A 17,354-nucleotide genomic window follows, 5' to 3' on the forward strand; every position below is an offset into this window, starting at 1 on the left:
GCACCGGCAGAGAACATGAAGCCGGCACGGAAACCAACGTAGTAGGTGATGACGGTGAAGATGCCGTACAGAACAGCATACACAACGTACAGGGGGAAGCAGAGGAACATGAAGCCGAACTCGAAGGGCTCGGTAACGCCGCAGACAAACGCGCAGATAGCAGCGGAAGCCACCAGACCGATAGCATCCTTCTTGTTCTTGGCGGTGTGGACCATAGCCAGCGCCGCGCCGGGGATACCGAACATCATGCAGGGGAAGAAGCCGGACATGTACATACCGAGACTCCAGCCCACATCGGCGGTAGTCTTACCAGCCCAGTAGTTGGTCAGGTCGCCCAAACCGATGGTGTCGAACCAGAACACGTTGTTCAGGGCGTGATGCAGACCAGTGGGGATCAGCAAGCGGTTGAAGAAGGCGTACAGACCGGCGCCAATGCCGCCCATGCTGACGATGCCGTCGCCCAGCAGAACCAGAGCATTGAAGATGATGGGCCAGACGAAGAGCAGGATAACGGAAACAACGATGGAGACCAAACCGGTGACGATAGCCACGCAGCGCTTGCCGCTGAAGAAGGCCAGCCAGTCAGGCAGCTGGGTGCTCTTGAACTTGTTGTAGCAGGTGGAACCAATGATGGCAGCCAGAATGCCGATGAAAGCGTTGCCGGCAGTCTTCTGGAACGCGATGTAGGTCGAAGTGCCCTCAACCAGATTCATGAAAGGCAGGGCGCTGACAACACCGGTGCTCAGCAGCTGGGTCATCATCAGGTAGCTGACCAGACCAGCCAAAGCGGCGGTACCGTCATGGTCATCGGACAGGCCGACCGCAGCGCCAACGGCGAACAGCCAAGCCATGTTGTCGATCAAAGCACCGCCGGCCTTGATCAGGATAAAGCCGGCCGTGTAAGCGAGGCCGGTGGTAGAGCCTTCAGCACCCATAGCGGCCGGAGCCAACGCATAGCCCAGACCCATGAGAATGCCGCAAACAGGAAGCGCGGCGACGGGCAGCATTAAGGCCTTGCCGAGCTTTTGCAGATACTTCATCATAAAAGCATTCCTCCAAAGTTCAAGTGGATTCCTCATAACGGGGCAGCCGATCGTTCTGGTTCTTTCAATCGTATGCCTTGTTGCCTTTATATTAACACATTCTTCACAAAAAAGAAAGCAAATTTATACAATTTGGCAAAAGGACAAAAAAGTAGCTAGTATTTTGGTCAAAATGTGAGCAAAAGAGGAGATTTTGCGCAAAAAAATATAATTCGAGAACAAGAACATGAAAGTTATTTTTATAACAGAATTGGATGGAGCAAAGATTGCATGGACCAAATCACATGGAAATAAAGACAAAAAGCACCCGCCGCACCTTCCCGCTAGGGAAAGAACGACGGATGCTGTGTTTGGATTCGCTGCGAAGATTGGGTTACCGATTCTGGTCCACAAACAGCTGCGGGGCGGCCTTGTAGATCAAGACGGCAGCTACGGTGGTCAGAATGGTTTCAGGCAGCATGTAGCTGCCGTTGTAGCCTAGGCTGTAAGTCCAAGCGGGCAAGCCTTCGCTGAGGTTGCCCCAAATCAGAACACCGGACAAGAAGCTGCACAGGAAGCGGATCCCGCAAACGACCGCAGTACCCACGGCGACGCCTACCATACGATTGGCAAACGGCTTGGCGATGGCACCGGCCAGACCCAGCAGGGTAAAGGCCAGCACATAATCCAGCAGAATCATGCCCACCAAAGGCAGCAGGCCGGGGGCCGGCGGTGCGTAGAAGCCCAACAGCATCTGCAGCAGGCTGTTTACAAAGCCGGTAAACAGGCCCCACTTCACGCCATGCCGGAAGGAAATCAAAATAAAGGGCAGCATGCTGAACAAGGTGACGGAGCCGCCGTTGGGCGGTTCGTAGATCTTGATGTTGGCCAGCACGGTGCCCAAAGCGATCATCAGGGCACATTCCACCAGCGTGCGGGTCTTGGAATAGGTTTTGGTCATAGGTATACTCCTCCCACAAAATTTTATAAGGTACATAAAAACAAGAAAAGCGCCCGCTCAAACAAGCAGGCGCAAACGCAGTATGACGTCCTATGGGTCAAACTTCCTACGCCGGCATTATCCGGATCAGGTTCAAGGTGACCCGAAGCTGCAGTTTGCTTCGATCTCAGCCGAGGATGCCCCTCAGCGCCCCTGTTTTTATGTCCAGTACACAGTATACACGCTCTGCGCGTTTTGTCAAGAAAAGGATCTGTATTCGACAGAAAGTTCCCTTTGTGCTTTATATAAAATAAGGTAGTTCTATGTCAAAACCCCAAGGCAGACGACAAGAGCATGGGCGATTTGCGCAATACAAGTTGTAGTATAAAGAAAAAAACGAGAACACCAAATAGGGAAAAAGAACGGAAAAAAGACGAAAAAATAGGAAAAGCCCCCAAAAACCGCTGCAAAAAATTGTCAAAAATTTACAGCAAAATCTGCCGTTTTGGGGGTCTTTGCCCCTTGCAGCGATAAACGCTTTTGTGCTATGATGCTGTACGTAGTGTACTATTGTTTCCCTATAAGAATTAGAACGGTGAGGTAAGGATGTTCAATAAGCGGAATCCTATGAAGTATTTTTCCGGCAACGCCTTCGCCCGGTTACCCTTGTATAAGTTGGTAGCCGGTGGTTCGGCGGCGGTGCTTACGGCCAGTATCGGTCTGGGGGTATTTGCGGCCTCCTTTGTGCCGGGCAGCGAGCCAGAGCCCACGCCGGAGCCGGTAGCCACCATTGCGCCTACGCCGGAACCCACGCCGGAGCCGGACATCACGCTGCTGGCGGATATCAGCGTGATCCAGCAGGATGTGGGCATGCAGTTGTATACGCTGCCTGAAGAAACGGCAGAAAGTGCCCAGACCCCCAGCCCCACGCCGGAGGCTGAAGAGGAAACGGATGAAGAAGATACCCTGCAAGGCAAGGTGCCGCTGGTTGGTGTAGAAGCCACCGTCACCTTGACGGACGCAGAAGGGGAAGCCACCGATTATGCAGTGGATACCGAGACCGGTACCGCACTGGCGGAAGAGGTGGAACCCGGTGAATACACCGTGACGATCCAGCCCATTGAAGGCTACGCAGTGCCGGAGAGCACCACGGTCACGGTGGAAGAAAAAGTAGTTTATAAGGCGGACGTCAACGCGGTCAAGGATAAGATCCTGCAATCCAGTCAGGTCAATGAGAGCGCTGAGGACTCCGCTGCGAATACCGGCGGCTCGGCTCCCATCGCCGAAGAAGTGACCGATACGGTCCAGTACGCCGAGAGTTCCAAGACCGAGAAGAGCCGCAGCACCGTGTATACCGCCAAGTTGAGCAGCAGTGGTCACTTGCTCTTCAACGACGGCAGCGAATCCCCTTACTTGCCGGTCTATAAGGACGGCACCGAGGAGCTGACCAGTGCCCAGCGGGATAGCGGATATTCTGCGTATAGCGCTATGTCTGTCTGGCTGCCGGGGGCAGCGGACTCCATCGTGAATCTGGGCGACACCGGCCGTACCATGTCGATGGCTCATCGAGTGGAAGATGTGGCACAGCCCTTGGCAGACGAAAACGGGGAAGGCACCGGCGGCACCGCCACCGATCCTACTCCGACTCCCAGTGGAGAGACCGAAGCCACGCCTACTCCGACGCCTGCCCCCACGGCGACGCCCACGCCCACCCCGACGGCGACGCCTTCTCCCACAGCGACGCCGACGCCTACCCCGACGGCAACGCCTTCTCCCACGCCGACTGCGACTCCGGTGCCTACCGCTACACCGACGCCTAAGCCTACGGCTACCCCGGCAAAGGATCCCACGGCGGATTGGCCCGATAACATCGAGGCAAGCAAGCTGGCCGGATACAATTTTGCTGTGACTAGCACAGAGAAGATCGAGTACATCTATACCGGTTGGCAGGAGATCGACGGCGCTACATACTATTATGACCCCGTCACCCATGAGCCGGTCACCGGCAATCAGGTCATTCAAGGCGATGTTTACACCTTTGGCGCGGACGGCGCTTTGAATCGTACCGCTCGCGGCATTGACGTTTCCAAGTTCCAAGGCAATATTGACTGGAATGCGGTCAAGGCGGACGGCATCACCTTTGCCATCATCCGCTGTGGTTACCGTGGTTACGGCACAGGCGCGCTGGTAGAGGATTCCACCTATCGCCAGAACATTCAAGGCGCGATCAACGCGGGTCTGAAGGTGGGCGTTTACTTCTACAGTCAGGCTATCAATGAGGCCGAAGCGGTGGAGGAAGCCAGCATGGTGCTGAGCTTGGTCAGCGGTTATTCGCTGCCGTTGGGTGTCTATTACGATACCGAGTCGGTGGTCGGTGGCCGTGCCAACGCCATCAGCGCTACGGAGCGGACCGCCTGCGCGGTGGCATTCTGCGAGACCATCCGCAATGCAGGATACAAAGCCGGCGTGTATTCCTACGCTAGCTGGTTCTACAACGCGCTGAACTTTGCGAATATCAGCAAGTATAACACTTGGATCGCACAGTACCGCGACACGCTCAGCTTCAATTACAAGTACAACATTTGGCAGTACACCAGCACGGGCCGTGTGAACGGTATCTCCACCAACGTGGATATGAACATCGGCTGATCGCTGCACAATAGGATTCAAGGCGGACGTCCGAAGATTCGGGCGTCCGCCTTTTTTGTTGCTTATAAATTGTACAAAAAAGCCGCCCCTTTCCGGATTACCGGAAAGGGGCGGCTGATTGGATGAAAAAGTAGTTACCCTTGGCAGGGCGTCTGAAGCATCGATGCGGCGCCGCCGCGAATCTGGCCGTTGCCATGCACGATGTATTTGTAGGTGCACAGCTCTGCCAATCCCATGGGGCCGCGGGCGTGCAGCTTTTGGGTGCTGATCCCCATTTCGCAGCCAAGGCCGAACTCTCCGCCATCGGTAAAGCGAGTGCTGGCGTTGACATAGACCGCAGCGCTGTCCACACAGGTCACAAAGCGGTGGGCTGCTACCTTGTCGGCGGTAACAATGGCTTCGCTGTGGTGGGTGGAATGCTGGGCAATATGCGCGATGGCATCTTCCAACGAGGGGACCACGGCTACGCTGAGCTTGTAGTCCAGATATTCCGTGTCGAAGTCGTTGGGGGAGGCTGGTACTCCTTCGATGATGGCAGCGGCCGCGGGATCCAAATGCAGCTCCACCGGCGTTAGGCCTGCGGCAGCACGGTCGTCCACCAGACACTTTTTCAGCATGGGAAGGAACTCGGCAGCCACGTCCCGGTGAACCAACAGGGCTTCCTCGGCGTTGCAAACACTGGGGCGACTGGTCTTGGCGTTCTCCACAATCCGCAAGGCCATATCCAAATCGGCTGCCGCGTCCACATACACATGGCAGATGCCGGTGCCGGTTTGGATGCAGGGAACCGTGGCATTCTCCACACAAGCACGGATCAAACCGGCGCCGCCCCGGGGGATCAACAGATCCACCAACCCGTCAGCGGTCATCAATTCGTTGGCGCTGGCGTGAGAGGTATCCTCGATCAGGCTGATGGCGTTTTCCGGCAGATGCACTTTGCGCAAGCCTGACCGCAGGGCTTCCACAATGGAATGGCAACTGGCCCAAGCATCGCGGCCACAGCGCAGCACACAGGCGCTGCCGGCTTTGATCGCCAGCGCGGCGGCATCACTGGTTACATTGGGGCGGCTTTCGTAAATGATGGCAATAACACCCATGGGAACGGCAGTCTTTTCGATCACCAACCCGTTAGGCCGCACAATCTTGCGCAGTACGGTCCCAACCGGATCAGGCAGTGCGGCCACTTCTCGCATACCCTTGGCCATGTCGGTCAGGCGGCTGGGGGTCAAAGCCAGTCGGTCCAGCATGACCTCGCTGACCCGACCCCGGGCAGCTTCCAGATCCTGCTGGTTTGCCGTCAGGATCTCTTCCTGTGCGGCGACCAGTGCTACCGCCATGGCTTCCAACGCTGCGTTTTTGGCATGGGTATCGGCCAATGCCAACGGCAGACGGGCGGTTTGGGCTGCCTGCAAAATCTCATGGGTGGTCATTTACAAAACCTCCTTTTTTCCAATAAATTTGGTGCCAACCGGTTTGCCTTCCAAAATATCGTAGAGAATCTCGGCATGGGAACCGTTGGCAATGATCATATCCACACCGGCCTGCGTGGCTCGCTTGGCAGCCACTACCTTGGTCAGCATACCGCCGGTCCCCAGCGAGGAGCCGGCACCGCCGGCCAAGCACTCGATTTCCGGGGTGATCTCCTCTACCACGGGAATCAACTGTGCGTTGGGATTGGTGTGGGGGTCAGCGGTGTATAATCCATCGATATCGGAAAGCAAGACGACCAGATCGGCATGGATGCACTGGGCTACCAAGGCGGCCAGCGTGTCGTTGTCGCCGAGAGAATATTCCTCAATGGCGATGGGGTCATTTTCGTTGATGATGGGGATGGCACCCAACTGAAGCAAGCGCTCCAAGGTGCTGCAAAGATTGCGCAGCCGGTTTTCGTGGTCAAAATCCTCCCACGTGAGCAGCATCTGGGCTACCGTGTGGTTGTACTGGCTGAACAGGCGGTCGTAGGTGTACATCAATTCGCATTGCCCCACGGCGGCGGCAGCCTGTTTGGTGGTGATGTCCTTCGGCTTTTGAATTTGCAGTTTGCCTACGCCTAACCCGGTGGCGGCGGAGGAAACGACGATCAATTCGTGTCCGGCGTTTTTGATGTCACTCCATACCTTCACGAGATCTTCGGTATGCCGGATGTTCAGCCGGCCACCCGGATGGGCAATGGTGCTGGTGCCGACCTTTACGACGATTCGCATGATGTTACTTCCCCAATTCCTTTGTTTTTTCATAGGCTGCCAAGACAGCATCTGTCACGGCACCGCGGAAGGCCCGCTGCTCCAACAAGCGCACGCCCTGAATGGTAGAACCGCCCGGACTGCAGACCGCATCCTTCAGTGCTCCGGGGTGCAGCCCCGATTCCAAAACCATGCGGGCGCTGCCCAGCACGGTCTGGGCGGCATACTCCTGCGCCTTGGCCCGCGGCAGACCGGCAGCTACACCGCCGTCAGCCAGTGCTTCGATAAACTGATAAACCCACGCGGGGCCGCAGCCGGATACAGCGCTGGCAGCATCAATCAAGGATTCCGGAACCTCGTCCAGTTGTCCGGCGGGGGCCATAGCGGATAACCATTCCTGCAGTTGCTCCGGCTCCACATCATTATAGCAGTACTGGATCATGCCAGAACCCAGCGACACCGGGGTGTTGGGCATCATGCGGATGATGGGATAGCCGCTGCCAGCCATCTGGCGGATCTGGTGCATCGAAAGACCGGCAGCCATTGTGACCAGCACAAAAGGCCGGCTCTCGGCACGGGATTCCAGTACGGGCGCCAGTGCGTCCAGCATGTCTTCCATCATTTGCGGTTTGACGCCCAAGAAGATGAAGTCACAGATTCCGGCAACCTGCTCATTTGTGCCGCAGGCACAGCCTAACTCGGCCGCCAATGCCTCTGCCTTGGCGGGTGTACGATTGGCCAGCAGTACGTCGCCGGCACCGGCGCCTTTGCAGACGGCCCGCGCCACGGCGCCGCCCATATTGCCACAGCCGATAAATCCGTATTTCATAGTGGTTCCCCCTCTAAATAACGGCCTGAAAATTTATATTGTAATGGTAGCGCACCGGGGATATTTTGTCAATCGAAAAGCCCCTTAGCATTGGAAATCTACCGGGAATTTGTTATAATAGGGAGCGAAACGAGCAAAATTGAAAAAACGAGGCGAACAGTATGCAATATGTACAACTGGGCCAAACCGGCCTGAAAATTTCCCGGCTGGGGTTTGGCGGTATTCCCATTCAGCGCATCGATCAGCCCGGCACGCGGGAACTGCTCAAGGCAGCCCACGAAGCCGGCATCAACTACATTGACACAGCGCGGGCCTACACGGTCAGCGAAGGATGGATCGGCCAGTCGCTGGAGGAGTTGGGCCTGCGGGATGCCTTTGTGTTGGCTACAAAGTGCCGTGCCTTGACGAAGGCCGAGATGGAAGGGGAGCTGGCCAAGAGCTTGCAGAATCTGCGCACGGACCATATTGAGCTGTACCAGTTCCACAACCCCAGTCTGGAGGATCTGAAGCAGATCTTGGCTCCCGGCGGCTCTATGGAGGCACTGCTGGAAGCCAAGGCGAAGGGCATTGTGGGGCATATTGGCCTCACGGCACATCTGGCCGCGGTATTTGAAGCGGCGCTGGAGATCCCGGAAATCGAGACCATCATGTTCCCGTACAATATCGTAGAGCAGCAGGGGGCAGAACTCATTGACCGCTGTGCCAAAGCAGGCAAAGGTTTTATCGATATGAAACCTCTGGCCGGCGGTGCCATTGAAGACGGTCGTCTGGCGTTGCGGTACGTATTATCCAATCCCCATGTTACGGTGGCCATCCCGGGTATGGCGGCCATCGAGGAGTTGGAAGGCAACGTCAAGGGTGCCGAGAACATTGCGCCGCTGACCGAAGAGGAGCAGGCGGCATGCCAGAAGGTACGGGACGCCTTGGGAACCCAGTTCTGCCGCCGCTGCAACTACTGTGCCCCCTGCACGGTGGGAATCTCCATCCCCAATGTCTTCCTGTTCCAAGGGTACTTGAACCGGTATGGTCTGGCAGACTGGGGCCGGGACCGGTACGCAGCTTTGCCGGTCAAGGCCAGCGCCTGCGTAGAATGCGGTGCTTGTGAAACCCGCTGCCCCTACAACCTGCCGATTCGCAGCATGCTGAAAAAAGCTGCGCAAGATTTCGGAGAATAATCTGCATTTTCTGCCGTGGAACGCTAGCAGTGTTTCACGGTTTTTTGCAGCCTCTATATGGGAAATTTTTTTGCGGGGGCGGTTGTTTTTCCGGCTGGGGGCGTGTATAATTTATCCTGTATAATTTTGTGCAAAAATGTGAGGAATCAGTATGCTTTCCGACCCCCAGCTTCATTATCTGGATAATGCCGCTACCACCCGCGTCGACCCGGCGGTGACCGAGGTCATCCATGACGCGCTGGTGGAATTGTGGGCCAATCCCAGCAGCCTGTACGACCCGGCGGTGGCCGCACAGGATGGTATCGAAAATGCCCGTACTCGGATCGCGAAAACGCTGCATTGCCGCAGCGATGAGATTTATTTTACCGCCTGCGGTACCGAGGGCAACAATATGGCCGTGTGGGGCGCGGCCATGCCCCGGCGGCAATGGGGCAACAAAGTAGTGGTGTCCGGCTTTGAACATCCCAGCGTGCAGCTTGCGGTCCGCGCGCTGAAACGGGAAGGCTTTCAGGTGGTGGAAATCCAGCCGGAAGCAGACGGACACTTGGACGTGGAAAAGTTCTTGGCGGCAGTGGACAAGAACACCGTGCTGGCTGCCTGTATGGCGGTGAACAACGAGATCGGTACGGTGGTGGATATTGCAGCACTGGCTGAGGGCATCAAAGCACGCAACAGCCGCACCCATTTTCATGTGGATGCCGTGCAGGCTTGGCTGCGGATCCCCATTGACCTGCAAAAATGGGCAGGGGTGGATACTTTGGCCGTGTCCGGTCATAAGATCCATGCGCCCAAGGGGATTGGGGCGCTTTTCATCCGGGACAGCCAGCGTCAAACGCTGCGCCCGCCTTATTGCGGCGGTCATCAGGAGCGTGGGCTGCGTCCCGGCACCGAGAATACCCCCTACATTGTGGGGTTGGGCTTGGCTGCAGCTAAGGGATACCAGACGATGCGTACCCGCAGTCAGCACATGAAAGAGCTTAACCGCCGTCTGCGGGAAGGGCTGGCGGCATTGCCCGGCATAACCTTCAATTCTCCGGACGATGCAGTGCCAGAGGTGGTCAATTTCTCCACCGGCTGTGTCAACAGCCAGACTTTCATCAATTATCTCAACACCCGGGGGGTGTTGGTGTCGGGAGGCAGTGCCTGCGACAAAGGGGAACCCAGCCACACCCTGCAGGCTATGGGCTGCGATGACTGCCGGATCCACACCGCGCTGCGGGTAAGCTTCTGCGCGGATAATACCGAGGAGGACGTGGATGCTCTGTTGGACGGGCTGACAAACGGCCTCAAAAGTTTGCAGCATATCTAATAAGGAAAGGCAATTCCTATGAAAGAAATCATTCTGGCCTATCAGGGGGAGATGACCCTCAAAGGTCTTAACCGCGGCAAGTTCGAAGCACGGCTTGCCAAGATTATCCGTTGGCGCTTGGAGTCGCTGGGCAAGTTTAAAGTGTATCAGGCGCAGAGCACGGTTTTTATCGAACCGATGGAGGAAGGACTGGATATTGATGAGGCCTTCCGTCGGGTCTCTCGGGTGTTTGGCATTGTAAAGATGAGCCGTGCGGTGGAGTGCAGCAAAGACTTTGCCGCCATCTGCGAGACTGCCGAGGCGTATCTGGGCCAGACGCTGCGGGGACTGCGTACCTTTAAAGTGGAGGCCAAGCGCGCCGATAAGTCCTACCCGATGAAAAGCCCCGAAATCTGCCGGGAGTTGGGCGCTTATCTGCTGGATAAGCACCACCACCTGCGGGTGGACGTCCACAATCCCCAGTTGGAAATTATGGTGGAAATCCGGGATCATGCCGCCTATGTGCACGGCCCCAAGGTGGATGCGGCAGGCGGTTTGCCGGTGGGGACCAGCGGGCGGGCACTGAATCTGCTGTCCGGCGGTATCGACAGCCCGGTAGCAGCTTGGTGCATGGCACGCCGGGGCTTGGCACTGCATCACATCCACTTTGCCAGTCCGCCGTATACCAGCCTGCGGGCCAAACTCAAGGTGCAGAAGCTGGCCAAAGAACTGGTGGAGTATACGGGAAATTGTACCCTGTTTGTGGTGCCCTACACCAAGCCGCAAGAATATATTCGTGACCATGCTCCCGATGTGCTGTTCACCGTGCTTATGCGCCGCAGCATGCTGCGGATCGCCAAGCAGGTAGCCGACGGGTTGGAACTGCAGGCCCTGATCACCGGGGAAAGTCTGGCACAGGTGGCCAGCCAGACGATGGCGGCGCTGGCCTGCACAGATGCGGCACAGGATCTGCCGGTACTGCGTCCCTGCATCGGGACGGATAAGACCGAAATCATTGCCTTGTCCCGAAAGATTGGAACGTTTGAAACTTCCATCGAACCCTATGAGGACTGCTGCACCATCTTTACGCCGCCTCATCCCAAGACCAACCCCACGCTGGCCGAGATTTTGGCTGCGGAGGAAGAGATGCCGGAGCTGCGTGCCTTGGAACAGGAAGCAGCCCAGCAGGTGGAGAAGATCGCCATTCGGATGGGAGAGGACGATTTGCTGTGACAGCAGAAATCATTTGTGTAGGTACCGAGCTGCTGCTGGGGGACATTGTGAACACCAATGCCCAGTTTTTGAGCCGGGAATTGGCAGAGCTGGGAATCAGCGTGCTGCATGAGCATGTGATCGGGGACAATCCCGAACGACTGCGGGAGCTGGTCTGTCAGGCACGCAGCCGCAGCGATCTGTTGGTATTTTCCGGCGGCTTGGGTCCGACGGAGGACGACCTGACGAAAGAAACGGTCGCCGAGGCTTTTGGGGATACCCTGCATTTTGATGAGACCGAGTGGCAAAAGATCGTGGACTTTTTTGCCCGTACTCATCGGACCCCCACGCCCAACAACCGCAAGCAGGCGATGGTCCCCACACAGGGGCATAAGATCCCGAATGCACACGGTACGGCCCCCGGCGCATGGTTTGAAGATGCACAGGGGCATTGCGCGGTATTGATGCCCGGTGTCCCGCGGGAGATGAAAGCCATGTGGGTCGAGCAGATTCGGCCGGCGCTGCAGCAGCGCCAGAATTGCACGATTCACTCCCGTACCTTGCGGGTACTGGGCGGCGAGAGCAGCATTGCCAGCAAGGTGGCACCACTCTTTGACAGCACCAATCCCACCGCAGCCATCTACTGCAAAACGGGGGAGAGTGAGATCCGCGTCACCGCCCGGGAGGCTACGGCCGAAGCGGCGGAAGCTGCCTGCAATGCCTACTTGGACAAGTTCCGCGCAATTTTGGGGGACGCTGCCTACGATGTGGATGTCCCTGCCTTGGAGTATACGGTGGTCCGGGTACTGCGGGAGCGCGGCCTGCACGCCGCCACGGCGGAAAGCTGTACCGGCGGCATGATTGCTGAACGGCTGACCAATGTGCCGGGCTCCAGCGAGGTATTCGGCTTTGGGTTTGTCACCTACGCCGAAGCGGCCAAGCAAAAACTGCTGGGCGTAGACCCGGCGCTGATCGAAACATACAATGTGGTTTCCGGCCCGGTAGCGGTGGCGATGGCTTTTGGGGCAGCCAAGGTTTCGGGGGCGGAGCTGGCGGTGGGAATCACCGGTATTGCGGGACCCGGAGGAGCTTTGCCGGGCAAACCCGTGGGCACGGTTTATCTGGCCGGGGCCGATACCCGCACGGGTCAGGGCTGGCTTTTGCGTCTGACGCTGGGCGGGTATCATGACCGCGGCATCATTCGGACCCGGGCGGCGTTATATGCGCTGGATCTGCTGCGCCGCATGGCGCTGGGGTTGCCGGTGCCCGATGGTGTTCCCGTGCGGGAAGATACCCCGCCGGAACAGACCAATTTCTAACAAGCACGAAGGAAAGGCACATCATGGTCAACACACAACTCAAAATCTTACGGGTATTCGGGCCCACAGCCGCCGAAGTTTCGGCGGTGCTGCGGCAAGCCCGTGCGGACGGCTGTCCGGGGCTGCGCCTGTTGGAACGGGACGGAGAATTTGCCGTCTGCGTACAGGTCAGTGCGCCCAACCGTGCTATGGCGGAGCAGTACTGCGACAAATGGGTGCAGAAACTGAACGCCAAGTTTGGCGATGATGTCTTTGCTACCGGCGAGACCAGCCTTGCGCAGGCCACGTTGGACCTGCTTTTGAAAAAGCGCAAACTGTTGGTGGCGGTGGACGAAACCACCGGGCGCCTGTTGGGGGATCTCTTGCAGCCGCTGCCCCACAGCGAAGCGGTCTTTGACTTCGGCACCGAAAGCTATGCCAACGCGCAGCGGCAGCGTCAAATCAAAGTTCCGTCCCAGTTGATGAAGAAATTCCCCGGCGACGTGGTACAGGCGGCTGCCGGGCGGGCGGCGTCGGCTTTGCAGGCTACCGGGGCGGATTATGCCGCCGCGTATATGCCCGCTACGGTGGGGCAGTGTCCTTTTGTGCTGATCTGCGACCGCTCGGGAGCAGTAGCCTGCGCCCTGCCGCCGGAACTCAGCGATGCCGCCATTGGCAATCAAATTTTGGATCTGCTGCGGCGCCGTATGCAGGGGCTGCAGTTGACCGATTCCTGCATTACCTTCCGCCCCGGTAAGGAACGGCCGATGCTGATCGTGTCGGAAGCCGGACGGGAACGGGGAAATACGGTGCGGTTTTCTCTGCGGCACCGTACCCCGGCCACTCGTGAACCTGACCATACGGCGGACTTTGAACCGATGATGGATTTTGATACTGCCGACCCCACGATGCCGCCGCGGCAGGACCCGCCCATGCGCCGTGGAACGGCTCCGGCGTCGAACGTTGCGCCCACCGGAACCATCCAGTTTGAAACCGATCTGGTGCGCGAAACGCCTCAGCCGAACAGTGATCCGCTGTATATCGAAACGGCAGGCACGCAGGCCGCGGCGGCATCTCGCCGTCGCCGCAGCGCAAGCTATGCGGCAGAAGCTTCGCAAGACTACGATGTGCGGCTGGATGCTGCGGAACCGCCGGCCCCCTCGATTCTGGATGAGGAGATCCCCGACTTTTCGGCAGAGATTGATCCGCAAGCATTGGCTGCCGCGCAGGCCGCCGATGAGGCGGATGCCGCCGCAGGGCGGACCACCAGCGCCAAGGATTTCAGCCGGGCGGCTACCCGCCTTTTCTCGGAAGAGGACGAAGCCGCGCTGGCTGCCGCACAGGCTAAGCCCCGGCGTCGCCCCAAGAATGAGCCGGTACAGGAACCGGTGGCTCAGCCGAAGCCCGCAGCCAGCAGCCTGCGCAACCGCAGTCTGGCGATGATTGAACGCAGCGAGCGGCGCCGCAAACGTACGGTAGTGTTGATTCTGTCGCTGTTGCTTTTGCTGGTGTTGGCAGGTGTGGTAGCTTTGTGGTGGTTCTTCCGCCATGATCTGGGAGCCCGTCCGGCGGCTAAAAATTACGGTACGACGGCGTATGACGATACGGTGTCCAACTATCTGGGCAATGCCTTGGAGAAGCGCCCCGGTGTGACGGGCTATCTGGGGTGGCCGGGTATGGAGGGGACGCTGGTCTATGCGGCCGGCACCGAGCCGGATGGAACAACCGAGGCCATCACCCGGTTTGCCACCGCCAATGCCTTGGGGTTGGACTCCCCCGGCAATACGGTGTTGGAATGCACCGGCGATACCTATGCCGCACTGGCACAGGAAGAAACCATTAAGGACAACAGCGGCTTTACCCTTTACTTACAGGACCAGACCTACCGCTGCAAAGTGTTGGTGGTTTACTATCTGGATCCCACCGAGGAAGGGGAGGGGGCCTTTGACCTGTATGGCAGTACAGACCTCTCCAACTATTACGACTATCTGTCTTTTGTGGCGGGGATTCAAGCCCGCAGTCTGTGGAATACCGACGTGGAGATTGGGGATCGTTCCCATTTCCTGACACTGACTACAACTACTGAGGAGGATGGGGTCCTGCTCTGTGTCACCGGACGGGTGATCGAAGAAGAGGAAAGCGCCGCTTTGGATGGCGCGTCCATCACGGCGGCGGAAGAACCGCTGCTGACAGCATTGCAATACCAGCGCAAGGATCAGCCCATGCCTACGGTGAGCAGCCTGTTGGGGGCCAGCGTGGATCGCTATGCCCAGCAAAGTGCTGCCAGCACCGCCAATCGCAACAATGCGCAGGCGGAGGAAGAGGAGAGCGGCAGTGACCTGAGCGACAAGATCGCAGATATGCAGGCACAGACAGATGCACTGGTAGCCAGTACCGATAAGTTGCTGTCTGGTCTGACGGATGTGGCGGGGTCCGGCAACGAAGTTGAGTCGGATCTGAATCAGGGCGCCGAAGGCGGTCTGCCGGAACAAACCGTCACGGTGGATCAGGTGACTTCCACCCCGGCACCTACCGAGGAGCCGGTTTCCAGCGAAGGGGGAGAGAGCAGCTCTTCCTCCACCGACTCGGGCGGAAGTTCCGCTACGGGCGAAACGATTAACGTGACGATGAATGGCACCGCCCAGACCATGGATCTGGTGCAATGTCTGGCCATGGTGGCACAAAACGAGCTAGGCTCCAATGCGCCGATTGAAGCCTATAAGGCCCAGTGTGTGGCTACCCACTGCTGGATCCTGAGTCAGTCGGGCTATCCGGCGGTTTCCGGCACGACGCCGGGGGCAACGGCCTTGGCCGCTGCGCAGGAAGTGGCTCACGTGTTGGTTACCTATAACGGGCAGGTTTGTTTCACACCGTATTTTGCCTCGGCCAGCACCGGTACGGCATCTGCCGCCGATGTCTGGGGCAATGATCGTCCTTGGCTGCAGGCGGTGGACAGCCCCTATGACCAGTCGGTGGCTACCAACTGGAATACCAACGGCAATACCAGTGGTACGGCGCGTTTCTCCCGCCAGACTTTGCAGGACCGTATCAATTCCGAGCTGGGCATTGACCTGTCCGGCGTAGAGCCCAACAACTGGTTTAAGATCCTTTCGGCCAACCAGTACGGCTGGGTCGCCAAAATTCAGGTGGGTCCCGACGGCAACTGTGAGACGGTCAGCGGGCGTTGGTTCCGAGAAAACTTGCTGGCACGGCAGAGCGTAGATGGACGAAGCCTGCGCAGCCAGTGCTTTACCGTCAGCTATGACGCCAGCCTTGACTGCTTCATCTTTGATGTGTACGGGTATGGCCATGGCTGTGGTATGAGCCAGTGGGGCGCCATCGGCTATGCGCAGAACGGATGGGGATATCAGGATATCCTACTGCATTACTATCCCGGCACCTCGATTACCACATACTAAAATCTATCCCGTTCGGGACGCACCCGGACGGGATCTTTTGTGCGTCTCCCCCATGGGGAGGGGAAGGAAACCGACAATCTATGAAAAAAATCTTGATGCTGGCCACCGGCGGCACTATTGCCACCTTAAAAACCAGTGAAGGTAAGGTCCCGCAGCTCACCTCGCAGGAACTGCTACGCACCGTGCCGGAAATCCGAACCATCTGTCAGGTGGAGACCCAGCAACTGTTCCAGTTGGACAGCACCAATGTGCATCCCCGCCATTGGCAGAAAATCGCGCAGGCGATTTTGGACCATTACGATGAATACGACGGATTTGTGATCACTCACGGCACCGATACCATGGCCTATACGGCGGCGGCTTTGAGCTATATGCTGCCGAATTCCCGCAAGCCCATTGTTTTGACCGGCGCTCAAAACTCGATTGGGGAACGGGAAACCGACGGACGCCGCAATTTGTTGGATGCCTTTCTCTACGCATCTTCTAGCTGCGGGTGGGGCGTGACCATTGTTTTTGACGGTCAGGTTATGTTGGGGACCCGCGCCAAAAAGCTGCGGACCAAAAGTTACCATGCGTTTTCCAGCATCGGCTATCCCGAGGTGGCTCGCATCCGGGACCAGCGGGTATATCCGGTCCTGCCTATGCCGCAGGGTCTGGGCAAACCGACGGGCGATTTGCTGCTGGACCCCGACGTGTTTGTGCTCAAACTGATTCCCGGTATTCGCCCGGACGTCTTGACTTTGCTACGCCCGGCCTACCATGCCTTGATCGTGGAAGGGTTTGGCGTCGGCGGGGTGCCCTACTATGCCACGGCGGATTTCGCCCGGGAAGTGGGCGCGTGGGTCGAGGCAGGCAAGGTGGTCATCATGACCACACAGGTCATCTATGAAGGCAGCGATATGAGTGTGTATCAGGTGGGGCACCAGATCAAACAGACCTATGGCGTCATTGAAGCCTATGATATGACGCTGGAGTCTGTGGTCACCAAAACGATGCACCTTTTGCCCCACTGCCAGAATCTGACGGAATTCCGCAGCCGCTTTTTGACCCCTGTGGCCCATGATATTCTTCTTCCGGCAGAGGAGCCGCTGGAAAATGCATCGGAACCGGAGGCATAAACGAAACTGGCAACGGTTTTACGAGAGCAAAAGGATAAATCCCACTGCGGAAAATAATCAAAAGGCCCGACGCTTTTGCGTCGGGCCTTTTGATTGCAATATCGGATGAAGAATAAACCAGGCAGAAGACGTGATTCGATGTCTGGATGAATACAACCGCGTACACAATTTAGAGAGTCTCGCCTTACTTTCAGCCATCCGAAAAAACACAAAAAAGAAAG

Annotated in this window: 12 protein-coding genes and 1 riboswitch; of the genes, 7 read left to right on the forward strand and 5 right to left on the reverse strand. The window is 57.6% G+C overall.

From position 1 onward, the window contains the following. Both Q0526_RS05360 and thiT read right to left on the reverse strand, forming a co-directional pair. On the reverse strand, positions 1-1,043 hold a 1,043-nt coding region (locus Q0526_RS05360), incomplete at its 3' end, for a PTS transporter subunit EIIC (protein ID WP_298731427.1). 373 nt (positions 1,044-1,416) lie between these two features. Beyond that, on the reverse strand, positions 1,417-1,983 hold the full coding sequence (gene thiT, locus Q0526_RS05365; protein ID WP_298731428.1) for an energy-coupled thiamine transporter ThiT: 567 nt from the start codon (positions 1,981-1,983) through the stop codon (positions 1,417-1,419). An 86-nt stretch (positions 1,984-2,069) separates the two neighbouring features. Next, a riboswitch (TPP riboswitch) is annotated at positions 2,070-2,187 on the reverse strand. 402 nt (positions 2,188-2,589) lie between these two features. On the opposite strand from thiT, the gene Q0526_RS05370 reads away from it, so the two are divergent. Next, positions 2,590-4,611, forward strand: coding sequence for a GH25 family lysozyme (locus tag Q0526_RS05370; protein WP_298731429.1), 2,022 nt, complete (start codon positions 2,590-2,592; stop codon positions 4,609-4,611). A gap of 134 nt (positions 4,612-4,745) precedes the next feature. Here Q0526_RS05370 and Q0526_RS05375 read toward each other — a convergent pair whose 3' ends face one another. Genes Q0526_RS05375 through proC form a run of 3 tightly spaced genes read right to left on the reverse strand, consistent with a single transcriptional unit; the run spans position 4,746 to position 7,623 of the window. After that, entirely contained in the window at positions 4,746-6,041 is a 1,296-nt protein-coding gene (locus Q0526_RS05375; protein ID WP_298731430.1) for a glutamate-5-semialdehyde dehydrogenase, read from the reverse strand. After that, on the reverse strand, positions 6,042-6,815 hold the full coding sequence (gene proB / locus Q0526_RS05380) for a glutamate 5-kinase (protein WP_298731431.1): 774 nt from the start codon (positions 6,813-6,815) through the stop codon (positions 6,042-6,044). It abuts the gene before it with no gap. 4 nt (positions 6,816-6,819) lie between these two features. After that, positions 6,820-7,623 carry a pyrroline-5-carboxylate reductase gene (proC, locus tag Q0526_RS05385; protein ID WP_298731432.1) on the reverse strand — a complete coding sequence of 268 codons (804 nt, stop codon included), beginning with the start codon at positions 7,621-7,623 and terminating at the stop codon, positions 6,820-6,822. 161 nt (positions 7,624-7,784) lie between these two features. On the opposite strand from proC, the gene Q0526_RS05390 reads away from it, so the two are divergent. The 6 genes from Q0526_RS05390 to Q0526_RS05415 all read left to right on the forward strand — a co-directional run bounded on the left by Q0526_RS05390 (position 7,785) and on the right by Q0526_RS05415 (position 17,133). Further along, complete coding sequence (locus Q0526_RS05390; protein ID WP_298731433.1) at positions 7,785-8,798, forward strand: aldo/keto reductase; 1,014 nt, start codon at positions 7,785-7,787, stop codon at positions 8,796-8,798. A gap of 151 nt (positions 8,799-8,949) precedes the next feature. Then, a complete protein-coding gene (locus Q0526_RS05395) occupies positions 8,950-10,107 on the forward strand; it encodes a cysteine desulfurase family protein (protein WP_298731434.1) in 1,158 nt (385 codons plus the stop codon). A gap of 18 nt (positions 10,108-10,125) precedes the next feature. Then, entirely contained in the window at positions 10,126-11,319 is a 1,194-nt protein-coding gene (thiI, locus tag Q0526_RS05400; protein ID WP_298731435.1) for a tRNA uracil 4-sulfurtransferase ThiI, read from the forward strand. Continuing rightward, positions 11,316-12,617 (forward strand): competence/damage-inducible protein A, encoded by a 1,302-nt coding sequence (locus tag Q0526_RS05405; RefSeq protein WP_298731436.1) that lies wholly within the window; start codon positions 11,316-11,318, stop codon positions 12,615-12,617. Before thiI ends, Q0526_RS05405 begins: the two co-directional genes overlap by 4 nt. Positions 12,618-12,640: 23 nt before the next feature. Further along, positions 12,641-16,015, forward strand: a complete 3,375-nt coding sequence (locus Q0526_RS05410; RefSeq protein ID WP_298731437.1) for a SpoIID/LytB domain-containing protein — start codon at positions 12,641-12,643, stop codon at positions 16,013-16,015. Positions 16,016-16,095: 80 nt separating this feature from the next. After that, positions 16,096-17,133: an asparaginase gene (locus tag Q0526_RS05415; protein WP_298731438.1), complete on the forward strand. Its 1,038-nt coding sequence runs from the start codon at positions 16,096-16,098 to the stop codon at positions 17,131-17,133. The last annotated feature ends 221 nt before the right edge of the window (positions 17,134-17,354 follow it).

The organism is uncultured Subdoligranulum sp. (assembly GCF_937890665.1).